The sequence below is a fragment of the Streptomyces sp. WI03-4A genome, assembly GCF_033792105.1.
In the GTDB taxonomy this organism is placed as follows: Bacteria; Actinomycetota; Actinomycetes; order Streptomycetales; family Streptomycetaceae; genus Streptomyces; species Streptomyces collinus_A.
Map to the genome: position 1 here is coordinate 1 of NZ_JARAUO010000017.1, position 14,553 is coordinate 14,553.

11 protein-coding genes, 1 tRNA gene and 1 pseudogene are annotated in these 14,553 nt (G+C 71.7%); 9 read left to right on the plus strand and 4 right to left on the minus strand.

Translation table 11 applies throughout. The features are described 5' to 3' along the window. Both PV343_RS18780 and PV343_RS18785 read right to left on the minus strand, forming a co-directional pair. A pseudogene (locus PV343_RS18780) lies at window positions 1–1,884 on the minus strand (hypothetical protein); the annotation flags it as partial. A 10-nt stretch (window positions 1,885–1,894) separates the two neighbouring features. Then, window positions 1,895–2,920, minus strand: a complete 1,026-nt coding sequence (locus PV343_RS18785) for an SMI1/KNR4 family protein (RefSeq protein WP_319148083.1) — start codon at window positions 2,918–2,920, stop codon at window positions 1,895–1,897. Window positions 2,921–3,174: 254 nt separating this feature from the next. Here PV343_RS18785 and PV343_RS18790 point away from each other — a divergent pair, with 254 nt between their 5' ends. Next, window positions 3,175–3,699: a YwqJ-related putative deaminase gene (locus PV343_RS18790; protein ID WP_319148084.1), complete on the plus strand. Its 525-nt coding sequence runs from the start codon at window positions 3,175–3,177 to the stop codon at window positions 3,697–3,699. Window positions 3,700–3,751: 52 nt separating this feature from the next. Then, complete coding sequence (locus tag PV343_RS18795; RefSeq protein ID WP_319148085.1) at window positions 3,752–4,246, plus strand: SUKH-3 domain-containing protein; 495 nt, start codon at window positions 3,752–3,754, stop codon at window positions 4,244–4,246. A 122-nt stretch (window positions 4,247–4,368) separates the two neighbouring features. Here the strand turns inward: PV343_RS18795 and PV343_RS18800 are convergent, their stop codons facing one another. Beyond that, window positions 4,369–5,670, minus strand: coding sequence for a sensor histidine kinase (locus tag PV343_RS18800; RefSeq protein WP_319148086.1), 1,302 nt, complete (start codon window positions 5,668–5,670; stop codon window positions 4,369–4,371). A gap of 166 nt (window positions 5,671–5,836) precedes the next feature. Here PV343_RS18800 and PV343_RS18805 point away from each other — a divergent pair, with 166 nt between their 5' ends. From PV343_RS18805 to PV343_RS18835, 7 genes are all read left to right on the plus strand, one after another. After that, on the plus strand, window positions 5,837–6,706 hold the full coding sequence (locus tag PV343_RS18805) for a hypothetical protein (protein WP_319148087.1): 870 nt from the start codon (window positions 5,837–5,839) through the stop codon (window positions 6,704–6,706). Between the two features lie 14 nt (window positions 6,707–6,720). Continuing rightward, window positions 6,721–6,796, plus strand: a tRNA-Gln gene (locus PV343_RS18810). Window positions 6,797–6,920: 124 nt separating this feature from the next. Continuing rightward, entirely contained in the window at window positions 6,921–8,369 is a 1,449-nt protein-coding gene (gene glmU / locus PV343_RS18815) for a bifunctional UDP-N-acetylglucosamine diphosphorylase/glucosamine-1-phosphate N-acetyltransferase GlmU (RefSeq protein WP_319148088.1), read from the plus strand. 152 nt (window positions 8,370–8,521) lie between these two features. Next, entirely contained in the window at window positions 8,522–9,502 is a 981-nt protein-coding gene (locus PV343_RS18820; protein ID WP_319148089.1) for a ribose-phosphate diphosphokinase, read from the plus strand. Between the two features lie 205 nt (window positions 9,503–9,707). Continuing rightward, on the plus strand, window positions 9,708–10,304 hold the full coding sequence (locus tag PV343_RS18825; protein ID WP_319148090.1) for a 50S ribosomal protein L25/general stress protein Ctc: 597 nt from the start codon (window positions 9,708–9,710) through the stop codon (window positions 10,302–10,304). Window positions 10,305–10,373: 69 nt separating this feature from the next. Next, window positions 10,374–10,976, plus strand: a complete 603-nt coding sequence (gene pth / locus PV343_RS18830; RefSeq protein ID WP_319148091.1) for an aminoacyl-tRNA hydrolase — start codon at window positions 10,374–10,376, stop codon at window positions 10,974–10,976. Between the two features lie 51 nt (window positions 10,977–11,027). Next, window positions 11,028–11,534, plus strand: coding sequence for a hypothetical protein (locus PV343_RS18835; RefSeq protein ID WP_319148092.1), 507 nt, complete (start codon window positions 11,028–11,030; stop codon window positions 11,532–11,534). Between the two features lie 76 nt (window positions 11,535–11,610). Here PV343_RS18835 and ppc read toward each other — a convergent pair whose 3' ends face one another. Continuing rightward, on the minus strand, window positions 11,611–14,355 hold the full coding sequence (ppc, locus tag PV343_RS18840) for a phosphoenolpyruvate carboxylase (protein WP_319148093.1): 2,745 nt from the start codon (window positions 14,353–14,355) through the stop codon (window positions 11,611–11,613). Window positions 14,356–14,553 lie beyond the last annotated feature (198 nt).

Consider the following 14,553-nt stretch of genomic DNA (forward strand, 5'->3'; position numbering starts at 1 on the left):
GGCCACGGGAGGCGCGGCCAGCACGGTCTCCGCGTGGTGCACCGCACCGCGCGCACCACCGGGACCGCCGGGCGGCTGAGGTGCGCCGGGGGCGCCCGCGAGGTGCGGTGCCCCGGGGCCCGGAGGCATGCCGGGGGCGCCCGGAGCCGCCGGGGCGCCTGGGGGGTTCGGAACGCCCGGGGTACCCGGAACACCCGGAGCGCCAGGGGCGCCGGGAGGCTGGGACCCGGCTCCCCTCAGGCTCGGGTCGGCGAACACCGTGGCCGCGTGGTGCATACCACCGGGAGGCGTGCCACCCGGAACGCCGGGAGCGCCGGGAGCACCCGGCGCGTGCGGAGCACCGCCGGGGCCCTGCCCCTGGGCCGCTCCGGCACCCGCCGGACCACCGGGAGCACCGGGTCCTTCCGGCCCCTCGGGCCCGAGCGCCGACACCAGCTGGGTCGGGATGTACCCGCCCGCGGGCGCACCGGGCGTACCGGGCGGGGGCGGTGGCATGCTCCCCGGACGCGCGCCCGGCGCACCCGGGGCGCCCGGCGGAGGCGGCGGAGCGCCCGCCCCACCGCGCGCCTTGCGCGGCGGCGGAGCGGCCTTGCTGGTCGCCGCGTCGGCGATGTCACCGGCGTGGGGCGGAAGCGGACGCCCCGGCCCGGCCGGCGGCTGCGGCGCGTGCGGACCGGCGCCCGGCCCCTGCGGATAGCCGTAACCGGGAGCACCCGGAGGGACACCCGGACCGGCGGGACCCTGCGGATAGCCGTAGGGCTCGCCGCCAGGCGGCGGCGGAGGCGTGCTGCCCGGGGGAACACCCGGACCGGCGGGAGGCCCGGCCTGCGCACCGGAAGCCGGAGCGTAGGAGGGGGCGCCCTGCGGGGGCGTGCCCGGAGGCGGCGGAGGCGTGCCGTGCGACGCAGCGCCCGGCGCGTTCCGGGGGGACTGCGCCCCCGGCACGCCCGACGCGTCCAGTGCCGGCGCGACCGCCGTGGCGGGCAACTGGCTGCCCCCCGACATCAGCGCCGTCTTCGCCTCCGGCGCGACCGCCGGAGGCCGCGGACCCGCCGCGTCCGGATCGCTCAGCGGCGGCGCGAACACCGTCGCGGGCAACGGCACCGAGCGGTCCTCACCGGAATCCGCGTTGGTGTCCGTACCGGCCCACGGCGTGGCACCGGCCGGCACGTCCTGCGCGCCGGCGGCCGGCCACGAGGCACCGCTCCCCGGCCCACCGGCCGCACCCGCACCCGCACCGGAGGCCGGAGCCTGAGCGGGAGCCTGCGCAGCGGCGGCAGGCGGAGCGGGGGCCGGAACAGGAGCGGAAGCGGCGGCATCGGCCCCCACCGGAACCCCCGCCTGCGTCTCGGCCAGCGCACCGCCCCCGGCGGCACCGCCACCCGACGCGCCGAACCCACCGGAACCCGCCGAAGGCACCGGCGCCGGCGGCACCGCGTCGACCGGCTCGGACGGACCGGACGGCCCCGGAGCCGCGTCACCCGCACCCGCACCGGCACGCCGGTCCGGAATCCCCAGCTTGTCCGCCGCCTCCTGCAACCACTCCGGCGGACTCAGCAGGAACGACGTCTGGTTCAGGTCCACTCGGGCGGCCGGCGCCGGCACCGCGTCCTCGACCTCGTCGCCACGGCCGTACTCCTCCTCGTACCGGCGGATCACCTCACCCACCGGCAACGCGGGCCACAACGTCGCCTCACCGCTGTCCCGCGCGATGACGAGCCGCTGCGCGCCCGCGTCCGAACGCGGGCCCTCCGCACGGTCCTCGCCCCACACCACGAAACCCAGCTCGAACTCCCGCACCCGCACCTCACGGTGCTGGTACGCCGGGACGTCCCCGTTGATCCACTCCTCGGCGCGCTCCTGCGCCTGCGCGAAAGTCACCATCGCTCGGACCTCACTCCCCCACCGGGCCGGACGACACCGCGACCGCACGCGCGAACCCGCCGTCCACCATCAGGTTCGCCACCGTCTCCAGCTCCGGCGGATTGCCCGCGAGCCGCGCCAGGAACCCGTCGAAGTCGTCACCGCACGGCAGCAGCAACCGCTCCACCCGCTCCGCCGGCGACCACGACGGATCCACGTCCCGCACATCGTCGTACGCGCAGAACCACACCGAACCGGCCCGCTCGCCGCGCACCTTCACCGCGAGCAGCCCGCCCTGGACGAAACCGACGCCCAGATAATCCTTCGTCAGATGGTCACGCAGGCACTTGTTCACGTACACCAGGTCGTTGACCGCCGCCTCGTCCCGCACCGTGAAGAACGGCTGGTCCAGCAGCAGGCCCAACTCGGCGTCCAGCGCCGCGCCCACCGGCGCGCAACCGCCCGCCGCCTTCAGGAACGTCCGATAGCCACCCGGCAACCGGTAGCCCAGATCCTCCTCGACGGCCAGCACCTGCGACTCCGTCACCGCCACACCCGACTTCGGCAGACCGAAGTGCGCCGGACGCGTCTCCTGCAACGGCCGCGTGCCCCGCTTGCCCTGGTCGACCCGGGCCGTCGCCACCCCACCGTGGTGCCGCAGCAACGCCTTCACCTCGACCGGAACCAGCTCCAGCCGCCGCGAACCGAGCACGTGGTGCCACGTCCAGCCGTGCGGCGTCGCCACATCCGGCACCGTGTCCCACAACTCGTGCCCCGAAGCGGCCAGCGCCGCGTTCGCCGACACGTAGTCCGTCAGCCGCAGTTCGTCGACCCCGAAACCCTCCGGGGGATCGGCGATCTCCGCCGCCGCCCGCGCGTACGGCGAGAAATCCGGGTAGCCATGCTCATCGACCCGTACCCCTCTGGGGTGACGCGCCGCCCGGACCGGATCCGGGAAGTGCACGACCTGCCCGGCATAGGCCGCGTTCGGCGGCACGGCTTCTCCCCCGGCCTGGCGGCTGGCCGGTGCCCCCAGCCCGAGCCGACCTGTCGTCATGGCAGTTGCCCCCTGCGGCGTTCTCTCTGGCCTGAACGGCGGTGTCGATCGCGGACGCCGACAGCCTATGCGGTACCCGCACACCGGTCACCGGCCCGCCACCCCACCCCCTCACTTCCCCCCTCCGCTTCCGTGACCAGCCGTCACCCCACCGTGACGGCCCGAATCGCCACGGGCGTGTCGCGCCGCCCCAGCTTCCGCACGAGCCACGGCATTTGGCACTCTGTGTCCTTCGGGGGGATGCCCGGGAGGGGATGACGATCATGAACACCTTGCAGACCGGAGGTACCGAGGTGCGGGCCGGCGACCCTCGCATCGGCTGGAGCGGCACCGGCACGCCCCCCGTCCCCACGCTCCTGCACCGCCGCGACGGCATCCTGCCCACCGTCGCCGCCGCCCTCTCCGTCCGCGGCGCCACCCTCACCGGCACCGCCGCCCGCGGCGACCAGCCCCCGGCCCTGCACCCGCTCGTGCAGGACTTCCTCGACACCCTCACCAGCGCCCAGCGCGACCGCTTCACCGGCCGCTGCGCCGAGACCATCCTCATCTCCCGGCAGATCGCCGTCGCCGACGCCGCCCGCAGCAAACGCGCCGCCCGCAGACCCATGACCAACGGCGAAGCCCGCAAGGCCCTCAAACAGGCCAAACTCACCGCCCGCCGCATACGCGAGGACGGCGACCCCCTCCACGGCAGCTTCGCCGCGCCCTGCCGCGCCTGCACCGCCCTCAGCGCCCACTTCGGCGTCCGCATCGTCGACCCCACCGCGACCGACGGCTGAACCACCCCCGGCGCCCACGGAACCACCAGGCACACACGACGATCGAAGGCCGATGCACCCCGACCGCACCTCGACCACCCGCTTCCCCGTCCCCGTCGACGCCGCCCTGCGCACCGCCGGCTGGCAGCCCGGCCGCTGGGACATAAAACAGGCCGAGTACTGGGCCGACACCCTGCGCGAGCACACCTCGCCCGCCGGACACCGGCACACCGTCTTCCCCGCCGCCGTCGAGGCCTGGGCCGAGTTCGGCGGACTCCACATCACCCCCGGCGGACCCGGTCGCCAGGTCGCCCCCGCCACCCTCCACCTCGACCCCCTGCACGGCCTCCACCTCGCCCGCACCCTCGGCGACCTCGGCCGCGCCCTCGGCACCGAGGTCAGCCCCCTCGGCGAGGAGACCGACACCGCCGCCCTCCTCGCCATCGACACCGAGGGCCGCGTCTACACCGTCGACCACACCGGCGACTGGTACGTCGGCCCCGACATCGACCACGCCCTGGCCACCCTCATCGCCGGCACCGAACCGGCCCGGCTGACCACGGGCTGACGACGGGCCGACAGCGGACTGACAGCGGGCCGGCAACGCCGACCGGACCGACGACGCGACAACCTGACGGCACGACGATCCGGCGACCCGACAAACCGACAACCGGACCGGCCCGCCCGCCGTCACACCGCCGGAATCACCGCCGACACCCGGAAACCACCCGCGTCCGTCGGCCCCGACACGAACACCCCGCCCAGCGCCAAGACCCGCTCCCGCATCCCCACCAGGCCGTTGCCGCCCGACGGCAACCGCGCCGCGGACCCCGAACCCGGCTCCGGCGGCTCGTTCTCCACCTGCATCGCGATCTCCGCACCCCGGTGCGCCAGACGCACGTACGTCTTCGCACCCGCCGCGTGCTTGTGGACGTTCGTCAACGCCTCCTGCACCACCCGGTACGCCGTCTGCTCCACCTCGGCCGCGTACCCGCGCGCCTCCCCCTCCACGGACAGGGCCACCACCATCCCCGCGGCGGCCGACTGCCCCACCAGCTCCTCCAGCTCGGACAGACACGGCCCCTCGGCCTCGTCCACCGCCCGCGACGCCGCCTGCGCGGCGGCCAGCCCGACCGCCACCAGCGGCACCGCAGCCGCACGCCGCCCCGCGTCCTCACCGGCGCGCAGCACCCCAAGCATCTCCCGCAACTCCGTGAGCGCCTGCCGCCCCATGTCCCCGACCAGCGCCGCGTTCTTCACGGCCTTCTCCGGGTCCTTGGGCGCCACCGCCTGCAACGCCGCCGCGTGCACCACCATCAGACTCACCCGGTGCGCGACGACGTCGTGCATCTCCCGGGCGATCCGCGTCCGCTCCTCGTTGCGCGCCCACTCGGCCCGCTCCTCGGCCCGCTCCGCGAGCAGCTGAAGCTCCCGCTCCAGACTGTCCGCCCGCTCCCGCAGGCTCTCCATCAGCCGGCGGCGCGCGCCGACGTACAGCCCGAGCAGCACCGGCGGCGCCGTCAGCCCCAGGGACGTCGTGATGGAGGCGAACGGCACGAACCAGTCGCCCAGGGTCAGATCACCCCGTGCCATGTCCTGCCGCACCCGCACGAACGTCACGATCATCGTGCCCAGCAGGCTCATCCCGGCCAGCGCCGCGATGATCCGGCGCGGCAGCTCGCACGCCGCCAGCGTGTACAGGCCGACGATGCCCATCAGGAAACCCATCTGGGCCGGCGTGATCGCGATCGCGACCAGCACGACGGCGATCGGCCACTTTCGGCGCACCAGCAGCACCGAACCGGCGATCAGACCGAACACGATCCCCACCGACACGGGGATCCCCGCGTCGTGCGCGAACGGGATCCCCTCCGCGCCGCACTCCACGGCCGACACCAGGGCGAGACTCCCGTCGAGCACCGCACTGCGCCACCTGGCCCACCACCACGGGCCGGTCAGGGCCCTGGCGTGCTCTTCCCCCGTCGTGGTCATGCGTCCAGCCTACGGGCGCGGGGGGAGGCTTTTCCGGTGACTTTCGCCGACCGGCGTAGACCACACGCCGTGACCGGAGGCTCTCGAAAGCCGCCGCTGTCCCTCGAACTGCTGAACCACACCCGTTCGAGACCGGAACTCGGCATTCCGCCCGGACGGTATGCGTATGACACATGCGAACGGCAAAAGCGGCAGGTACGAGGAGTTCGAGACGTTGCGGGAGCGAGCGATCGCCCTGCGCCGCGAGGGCCGCAGCCTCCGGCAGATCCGCGACGAACTGAAGGTCTTCAACAACGACATCCTCAACCAACTGGTGAAGGGCGAACCACCGCCGGAATGGACGAAACGCCCGAACGCGAAGGACGACCTGAGGGAGAAGGCCCGCGAGCTGCGCCTCCAGGGCTGGACCTACGACCGCATCCAGGCGGCCCTGGGCTGCTCGAAGAGCTCGATCTCCCTGTGGGTCCGCGACCTGCCGAAGCCGGAACCGCGGTACACCCCCGAAGAACAGCAGGCACTCATGCGGGAGGGGCTGGCGCGCTGCCGCGCCGCGGAACACGACAAGCGCAGGAAATCCAGGATCACGGCGCTTCAGGACGTCGGTGAACTGACGGATCGCGAGCTGTTCATGGCGGGCGTCGCGCTCTACTGGGCGGAGGGGGCGAAGAGCAAGTCCTACGACCGACGCGAGCGGGCGATCTTCGTCAACAGTGACGCCGGCGTCATCCGGACCTACCTCGCGTGGCTGGATCTCCTGGACGTGGACCGGGAGCGTCTGTCGTTCCGAGTGCTCATCCACGAGTCGGCGGACGTGGCCGCCGCGCACCGCTTCTGGGCGGAGGTGGCCGACGTGGACGAGTCGGTCTTCGCGAAGCCGACACTGAAGAAACACAACCCCAAGACGGTCCGCAAGAACACCGGGGACGACTATCACGGCTGCCTGGTCGTCTCCGTGGCCAGGAGCGCCCATCTGTACAACCGCATCGAGGGCTGGTGGAGCGGAATCGTCGCTCAGGCCCGGGCACGTCTCGGGTAAGGTCTGGAGCGCTGTCCCCCGTGGTGTAACTGGCAGCACACTGGTTTTTGGTACCAGCAGGACAAGGTTCGAATCCTTGCGGGGGAGCCACAGCACACAAGACCTAAGTTCGGGCCCTGCCACCACCGTCAGGGCCCGCGCTCATTTCCCCCCGGTGTCCCCCCGGTATCCTGCGGCTGTCACCCCCACCCATCCAGAGCCGAAGGGCAACCCCGTGAGCGCCATTCGCCCGGCAGCCGTCGTCGTTCTCGCAGCGGGTGAGGGCACCCGTATGAAGTCGGCCACACCGAAGGTCCTGCATCAGATCTGCGGCCGTTCCCTGGTCGGTCATGTGCTGGCCGCGTCTCGCGAGTTGGACCCGGCGAACCTGGTCGTCGTCGTGGGCCACGCCCGTGAGCAGGTCGCCGCGCACCTGACCGAGATCGACCCCGGTGTGCGCACGGCCGTGCAGGCGGAGCAGAACGGTACGGGGCACGCCGTGCGGATGGGCCTGGAGGAACTGGGCGGTTCCGTGGACGGGACCGTGGTCGTGGTGTGCGGTGACACGCCCCTGCTGACCGCGGACACGCTGAAGAAGCTCGCGGCGGCCCACCACGCGGACGGCAACGCCGTGACGGTGCTGACCGCCGAGGTGCCCGACGCGACCGGATACGGCCGGATCGTGCGGGACGAGACGACGGGTGCCGTGACCGCGATCGTGGAGCACAAGGACGCGTCGGACGCCGTGCGGTCGATCCGGGAGATCAACAGCGGGGTGTTCGCCTTCGACGGGCAGTTGCTCGCGGACGCGCTGAAGAAGGTGCGGACGAACAACAGCCAGGGCGAGGAGTACCTGACGGACGTCCTCGGGATCCTGCGCGAGGCGGGGCACCGGGTCGGTGCGTCGGTGGCCGGCGACCACCGGGAGATCGCGGGGATCAACAACCGCGTACAGCTCGCGGAGGCGCGCCGGATCCTCAACGACCGGCTGCTGACCCGCGCGATGCTGGAGGGCGTGACGGTGGTGGACCCGGCGAGCACCTGGGTGGACGTGACCGTGACGTTCGAGCAGGACTCGGTGGTGCATCCGAACACGCAGCTGTCGGGTTCGACGCACGTCGGCGGTGGTGCCGAGGTGGGTCCGAACAGCCGGCTGAAGGACACCCGGGTGGGCCGGGGCGCGCGGGTGGACAACACGGTGTCGGACGGTGCCCGGGTCGGTGAGGGCGCGTCGGTGGGGCCGTACGCGTATCTGCGGCCGGGGACCCGGCTGGGTGCGAAGGCCAAGATCGGTACGTACGTGGAGACGAAGAACTCGTCGATCGGTGAGGGGACGAAGGTTCCGCACCTGTCGTACGTGGGTGACGCGACGATCGGTGACTTCACGAACATCGGTGCGGCGAGCGTGTTCGTGAACTACGACGGTGAGAGCAAGCACCACACGACCGTCGGGTCGCACTGCAAGACGGGTTCGGACAACATGTTTGTGGCTCCTGTCACGGTCGGGGACGGTGCCTACACCGCCGCCGGGTCCGTGATCACGAAGGACGTGCCGCCCGGTTCGCTGGCCGTGGCCCGTGGCCAGCAGCGGAATATCGAGGGTTGGGTGGCGCGCAAGCGTCCTGGGAGTTCGGCCGCGAAGGCGGCCGAGGCGGCGTCGCGGCAGGTCGAGCGCGAGGGCTGACCGGAAACGGGTGCGCCAAACACGGCGTACCGTGATAAGTGCACATCCGCACGAGTGCACCCTGCACCCCTACCAGCTGATACGGCCTCTCATGCCCAGCCGAGAGGTCGCCGAGCAGCCGGCTGGCTGAGAACCTCTGAGGAGACAGTGCTGTGACCGGGATCAAGACGACCGGCGAGAAGAAGTTGATGTTCTTCTCCGGCCGCGCCCACCCCGAGCTTGCCGAGGAGGTCGCCCAGCAGTTGGATGTCGGGGTAGTCCCGACGAAGGCCTTCGACTTCGCCAATGGCGAGATCTACGTTCGCTACCAGGAGTCGGCGCGAGGTGCGGACTGCTTCCTGATCCAGAGCCACACGGCTCCGATCAACAAGTGGATCATGGAGCAGCTGATCATGATCGACGCGCTGAAGCGTGCGTCGGCCCGCTCCATCACGGTGATCGTGCCGTTCTACGGTTACGCGCGGCAGGACAAGAAGCACCGTGGTCGTGAACCGATCTCGGCGCGTCTGATCGCGGATCTGATGAAGACCGCGGGTGCCGACCGGATCCTGACGGTGGATCTGCACACGGACCAGATCCAGGGCTTCTTCGACGGTCCGGTGGATCACCTGTTCGCGCTGCCGCTGCTGGCGGACTACGTGGGCGGCAAGGTGGACCGGTCGAAGCTGACCGTGGTGTCGCCGGACGCGGGCCGGGTGCGGGTGGCGGACCGGTGGTGCGACCGGCTCGGTGCGCCGCTGGCGATCGTGCACAAGCGCCGGGACAAGGACGTGGCGAACCAGGTGACCGTCCACGAGGTCGTGGGTGAGGTCGAGGGCCGGGTGTGTGTGCTGGTCGACGACATGATCGACACGGGTGGCACGATCTGTGCGGCGGCGGACGCGCTGTTCGCGCACGGTGCGGAGGACGTCATCGTGACGGCGACGCACGGTGTGCTGTCGGGGCCGGCTGCGGACCGTCTGAAGAACTCGCGGGTGAGCGAGTTCGTGTTCACGAACACGCTGCCGACGCCGGGTGAGCTGGCGGCGGACATGGACAAGATCAAGGTGCTGTCGATCGCTCCGACGATCGCGAGCGCGGTGCGTGAGGTGTTCCAGGACGGCTCGGTGACCAGCCTCTTCGACGAGCAGTGAGGTTTCTGCAGCGCCCTGACGCGGGCTGACTGAAGATCCTTTTGGGTGCGGCCTCCCTTGCCGAGTAGACTGCTGCAGTTGCTCGGCGAGGGAGGCCGTACTCCGTTCATGCGGGGACGGCTGTCCGTTATCGACGCGCTCTTCGTAGCAGGCCGTTCGTGGCCGGGTGACCACGTCCGTATCTGTTTGACGAGGAGTGATCAACATGTCCGAGGTGAAGCTCACCGCCGAGACGCGCACCGAGTTCGGCAAGGGTGCCGCCCGTCGTATCCGCCGCGACAACAAGGTTCCGGGTGTCCTGTACGGCCACGGTTCCGACCCGCTGCACCTGACCCTGCCGGGCCACGAGCTGCTGCTGGCGCTGCGTACGCCGAACGTCCTGATCTCCCTGGACATCGACGGCAAGAGCAACGAGCTGGCGATCCCGAAGTCCGTGCAGCGTGACCCGCTGAAGGGCTTCCTGGAGCACGTCGACCTGCAGCTGGTCAAGCGCGGCGAGAAGGTCACGGTCGAGGTTCCGGTGCACGCCGAGGGCGAGCTGGCCCCGGGTGGCAACCTGCTCGAGCACGTGCTGAACGCGCTGCCGGTCGAGGCCGAGGCCACGCACATCCCCGAGTCGCTCACGGTCTCCGTGGAGGGCCTGGAGGCCGGCGCCTCCGTCCTCGCCAAGGACATCGCCCTGCCGTCCGGCATCTCGCTGGCCGTCGAGGATGACACGGTCGTCCTCCAGGTCCTGCAGGCGCAGGTCGAGGAGGCCGTGGAGGGCGAGGAGGCCGAGGGCGAGGAAGTCGCCGAGGCCTGATCCTCGTAGTCGTCGTTTCGTCAGCCGCTGTTCCCGTGGGGGACAGCGGCTGGCGCGTATCAAGGAGACATGGACGTGAGCACTCCCGCAGAGGGCCCCTGGCTGATCGTGGGGCTCGGCAATCCGGGGCCGGAGTACGCGATGAACCGGCACAACGTCGGGTTCATGGTGGTGGATCTGCTGGCGGAGCGGATCGGGGGGAAGTTCAAGCGGGCGGGCAAGGCGCAGGCGCAGGCGCTGGAAGGGCGGATGGGCCCGGTGGGGCCGGCCGGCCGGCGGGTGATCCTGGCGAAGCCGATGTCGTTCATGAACCTGTCGGGAGGTCCGGTGAACGCGCTGCGGGACTTCTACAAGGTGCCGGTGGCGAACGTCGTGGCGGTGCACGACGAGCTGGACATCGACTACGGCACGCTGCGGCTGAAGCTGGGTGGTGGCGACAACGGCCACAACGGGCTGAAGTCGATGACGAAGGCGATGGGGGCGGAGTACCACCGGGTGCGGTTCGGGATCGGGCGTCCGCCGGGCCGTATGCAGGTGGCGGACTTCGTGCTGAAGGACTTCGCGTCGGCGGAGCGCAAGGAGCTGGACTACTTCGTGGACCGGGCGGCGGACGCGGTGGAGAGTCTGGTGGCGGAGGGGCTGGAGCGGGCGCAGAGCGCGTACAACTCCTGACATGTGGCTCGACGCGGACACCTGAGTTGACCACGCGTGGGAGTTTGGCCAATGATCCCGGCCATGCCTGCCTCTGCCAGCTCAGCCCGCCGGGCGTCCGTGTCCGCGTTGCGGTTCGGGCGGGTCGCGACGACGGGTGTCCTCGCCGCGCTGATCCTCTTCGCGGGGGTATGGGGTTCCTGGGGGACCGCGCAGCACGTGATGCTGACCAAGGGGCGCGAGCGGGGCACGGTGCGGGTGACCGGGTGTTCGGGTGACACCTGCGGCGGGCCGTTCTCGCCGGGGTCGGCGGGGGCGCGGGCGCACGCGCGCGTGGAGCTGGAGAAGTCGGTGGCGGTGCGCGAGGGGCGGACGTACGACGTCATCCTGAAGCCGGGCACCGTGGACGCGGTGCGTTCGGGCCCGGCCGGGATCCTGTACGCGTGGCTGCCGCTGGGCGGTGCGTTGCTGCTGGCCGCGGTGGTGGTGGCCGGCGGGATGCGGCTGACGCGGGTGGCGTGGGTGCTGGGTCTTGCGGGAGCGGCTCTGCTGACGTCGGCGTTCGTGGCGGTGCGGTAGTCCGGCGCGGTGAGCGGATACGGGGGTGCCCCCGGGGTCGTAGGACCCCGGGGGCACTGTTCGTCTCGGGTGCGGGTCAGCCGGTGTTGCGCAGGCCGGCGGCCACGCCGTTGACGGTGAGGAGCAGGGCGCGGGAGAGCAGTGGGTCGGGGGTGGCGCCGGCGGCGGCCTCGTCGCGCTGGCGCTTGAGCAGGGTGACCTGGAGGTAGGAGATGGGGTCCAGGTAGGCGTCGCGGATGCCGAAGGTCTGCTTGAGGGCGGGCTGGGCGGCGAGGAGTTCCTGTTCGCCGGTGACCCGCAGGACCTCGCGGACGGTCAGCTCGTGTTCGGCCCTGATGGTGTCGAAGACGTGCTTGAGCTCGTCGGGGACGAGGGTGTCGACGTAGAGCTGGGCGATGCGCAGGTCGGTCTTGGCGAGGGTCATCTCGACGTTGGAGATGAAGTTGCGGAAGAAGTGCCACTGTTCGTGCATCTCGCCGAGCACGGTGTCCCCTTCCTGCCGCAGGCCTGCCTCCCGCAGCGCCTTGAGGCCGGAGCCGACGCCGAACCAGCCGGGCACGATCTGCCGGGACTGGGTCCAGCCGAACACCCACGGGATGGCGCGCAGACCGTCGAGCGAGACGCCCGAGCCGGGGCGGCGGGAGGGCCGCGAGCCCAGGTGCAGCTCGGCGAGCTGGTCGACGGGCGTGGAGGCGAGGAAGTACGTCGGCAGGTCGGGGTCCTCGACGAGCCGGCGGTAGGCGGCGTGGGCGGCGTCGGAGACGACGTCCATGGCCGCGTCCCAGCGGGCGAGCGCCTCGTCGGACTGGCGGGGCGCGGTGTGCAGGGCGGACGCCTGGAGGGTGGCGGCGACCGTCAGCTCCAGGTTCTCCCGGGCGAGGGAGGGGATGAGGTACTTGTCGGAGATGACCTCGCCCTGCTCGGTCACCTTGATCTCGCCCTCCAGGGTGCCCCAGGGCTGGGCGAGGATGGCGTCGTGCGAGGGGCCGCCGCCGCGGCCGACGGTGCCGCCGCGGCCGTGGAAGAGGCGCAGGCGGACGCCGTAGCGGTGGGCGACGTCGCGCAGCCGGCGCTGGGCGCGGTGGATCTCCCACTGGCTGGTGGTGATGCCGCCGAACTTGGAGGAGTCGGAGTAGCCGAGCATGACCTCCTGGACGTCGCCGCGCAGCGCGACGAGGCGCCGGTAGGACGGGTCGGAGAGCATGTCCTCGAGGATGGTGTCGGCGGCGCGCAGCTCGTCGGTGGTCTCCAGGAGGGGCACGATGCCGATCTTGGCCCAGCCCGCGTGGAGGTCGAGGAGTCCGGCCTCGCGGGCGAGGACGGCGGCGGCGAAGACGTCGTCGGCGCCCTGGCACATGGAGATGATGTAGGACTCGATGACCTCGGGGCCGAAGACCGCGAGGGCCTTCTTGACGGTCTCGAAGACGCCGAGGGTCTTCTGTCCGGCCGCGTCGACGGGGGCGGGGGTGGGGGCGAGGGGCCGGCGGGAGCGCAGTTCCTTGGCGAGGAGCTTGGCGCGGTAGTCGCGGGGCATGTCGGCGTAGCGCCAGGACTCCTCGCCGAGGCGGTCGAAGAGCTGGCCGAGGGCGTGGTGGTGGGCGTCGGCGTGTTCGCGGACGTCCATGGTGGCGAGCTGGAGGCCGAAGGCGGCGAGGGTGCGGATGGTGCGGTTGAGGCGGCCGTCGGCGAAGAGGGCGCCGCGGTGTTCGCGCAGGGAGGCCTGGATGATCCGCAGGTCGGTGAGGAGTTCGCCGGTGCCGAGGTAGTCGCGGCCCTCTTCGTGGGCGGTGCCCTTGGCGAGGCGCTGCTTGGTGTTCTCCAGCTTCTGCCGGACGCAGGTGGCCTTGAGCCGGTAGGGCTCCTCGGCGTTGAGGCGCTTGTAGCGGGGGCTGATCTCGGGGAGGCGTTCCAGGTCGGTGTCGAGGGAGTCGAGGAGTTCCTGGGTGGCGCCGGTGTAGCGGATGGAGTTGGAGAGCAGGCCGCGCAGTTCGTCGATCATCTCCAGGGCGTCGTTGATGCCGTGCTCGTGCTGGAGGATGAGGACGTCCCAGGTGACCTGGGGGGTGACGTTGGGGTTGCCGTCGCGGTCGCCGCCGATCCAGGTGCCGAAGGTGAGGGGGCGGGCGTGGTCGGGGAGCCTGACCCCGACGCGCTCGAGTTCGGCGGTGAGGTCCTCGAGGACGTCGCCGACGGCGTCGGCGTGCAGTTCGTCGAGGTAGTAGATGGCGTTGCGGGCCTCGTCGGCGGGCTCGGGGCGGACGACGCGGAGTTCGTCGGTCTGCCAGACGAGGTCGATGTTCTCGGCGAGGCGGACGTCGTGGCGGCGCCGGTCGGAGTCGAGGACGGGGGTGTCCAGGAGGGCGGCGACGCGGCGGAGCTTGTTGAGGACGGAGCGGCGTGCGGCCTCGGTCGGGTGTGCGGTGAAGACGGGGCGCACGTTGAGGTGCTCGACGGTCTGCCGCAGGTGCTCGGGGTCGGCGTCCTTGAGGCGGTCGGCGGTGCGGGCGAGGAGGCCGCCCTCGGCGGCGCGCCGGGCGCGCAGTTCGCGGCCGCGGTGCACCTGCTCGGTGACGTTGGCCAGGTGGAAGTAGGTGGAGAAGGCGCGGACCAGCTTGGCCGCGGTGTCCAGTTCGATGCCGCGCAGCAGCTCGGCGGCGGCCTCGCCGTCCTCGCGGGTGAGGCGGCGGACCTTCTCGACCAGGTCGAGGAGTTCCGGGCCTTCCTGGCGTACGAGGGTCTCGCCCAGGAGGTCACCCAGTCGCCTGATGTCGGCGCGCAGCTCGGTGCTGGTCGTGGTGGCCTGGTCGTCGGCACTGCTCACAGGTGCGGCTCCTTGCAGTGTTGAAGCTCGTCCGGGAGGGAACCCGGGGCATCCGTCCACCGGGCGGCGGGCGCCGCTTACTGGCCGGATGATCCGGGAAGGAATCAGAGCGGACCGCGCTGTCCGACCGACTCCAAGGATAGGTGTCCATGGGGACGCGCAGGCTCTCGGGCTCTTGCCGCAGGGCGGCACGCTGCC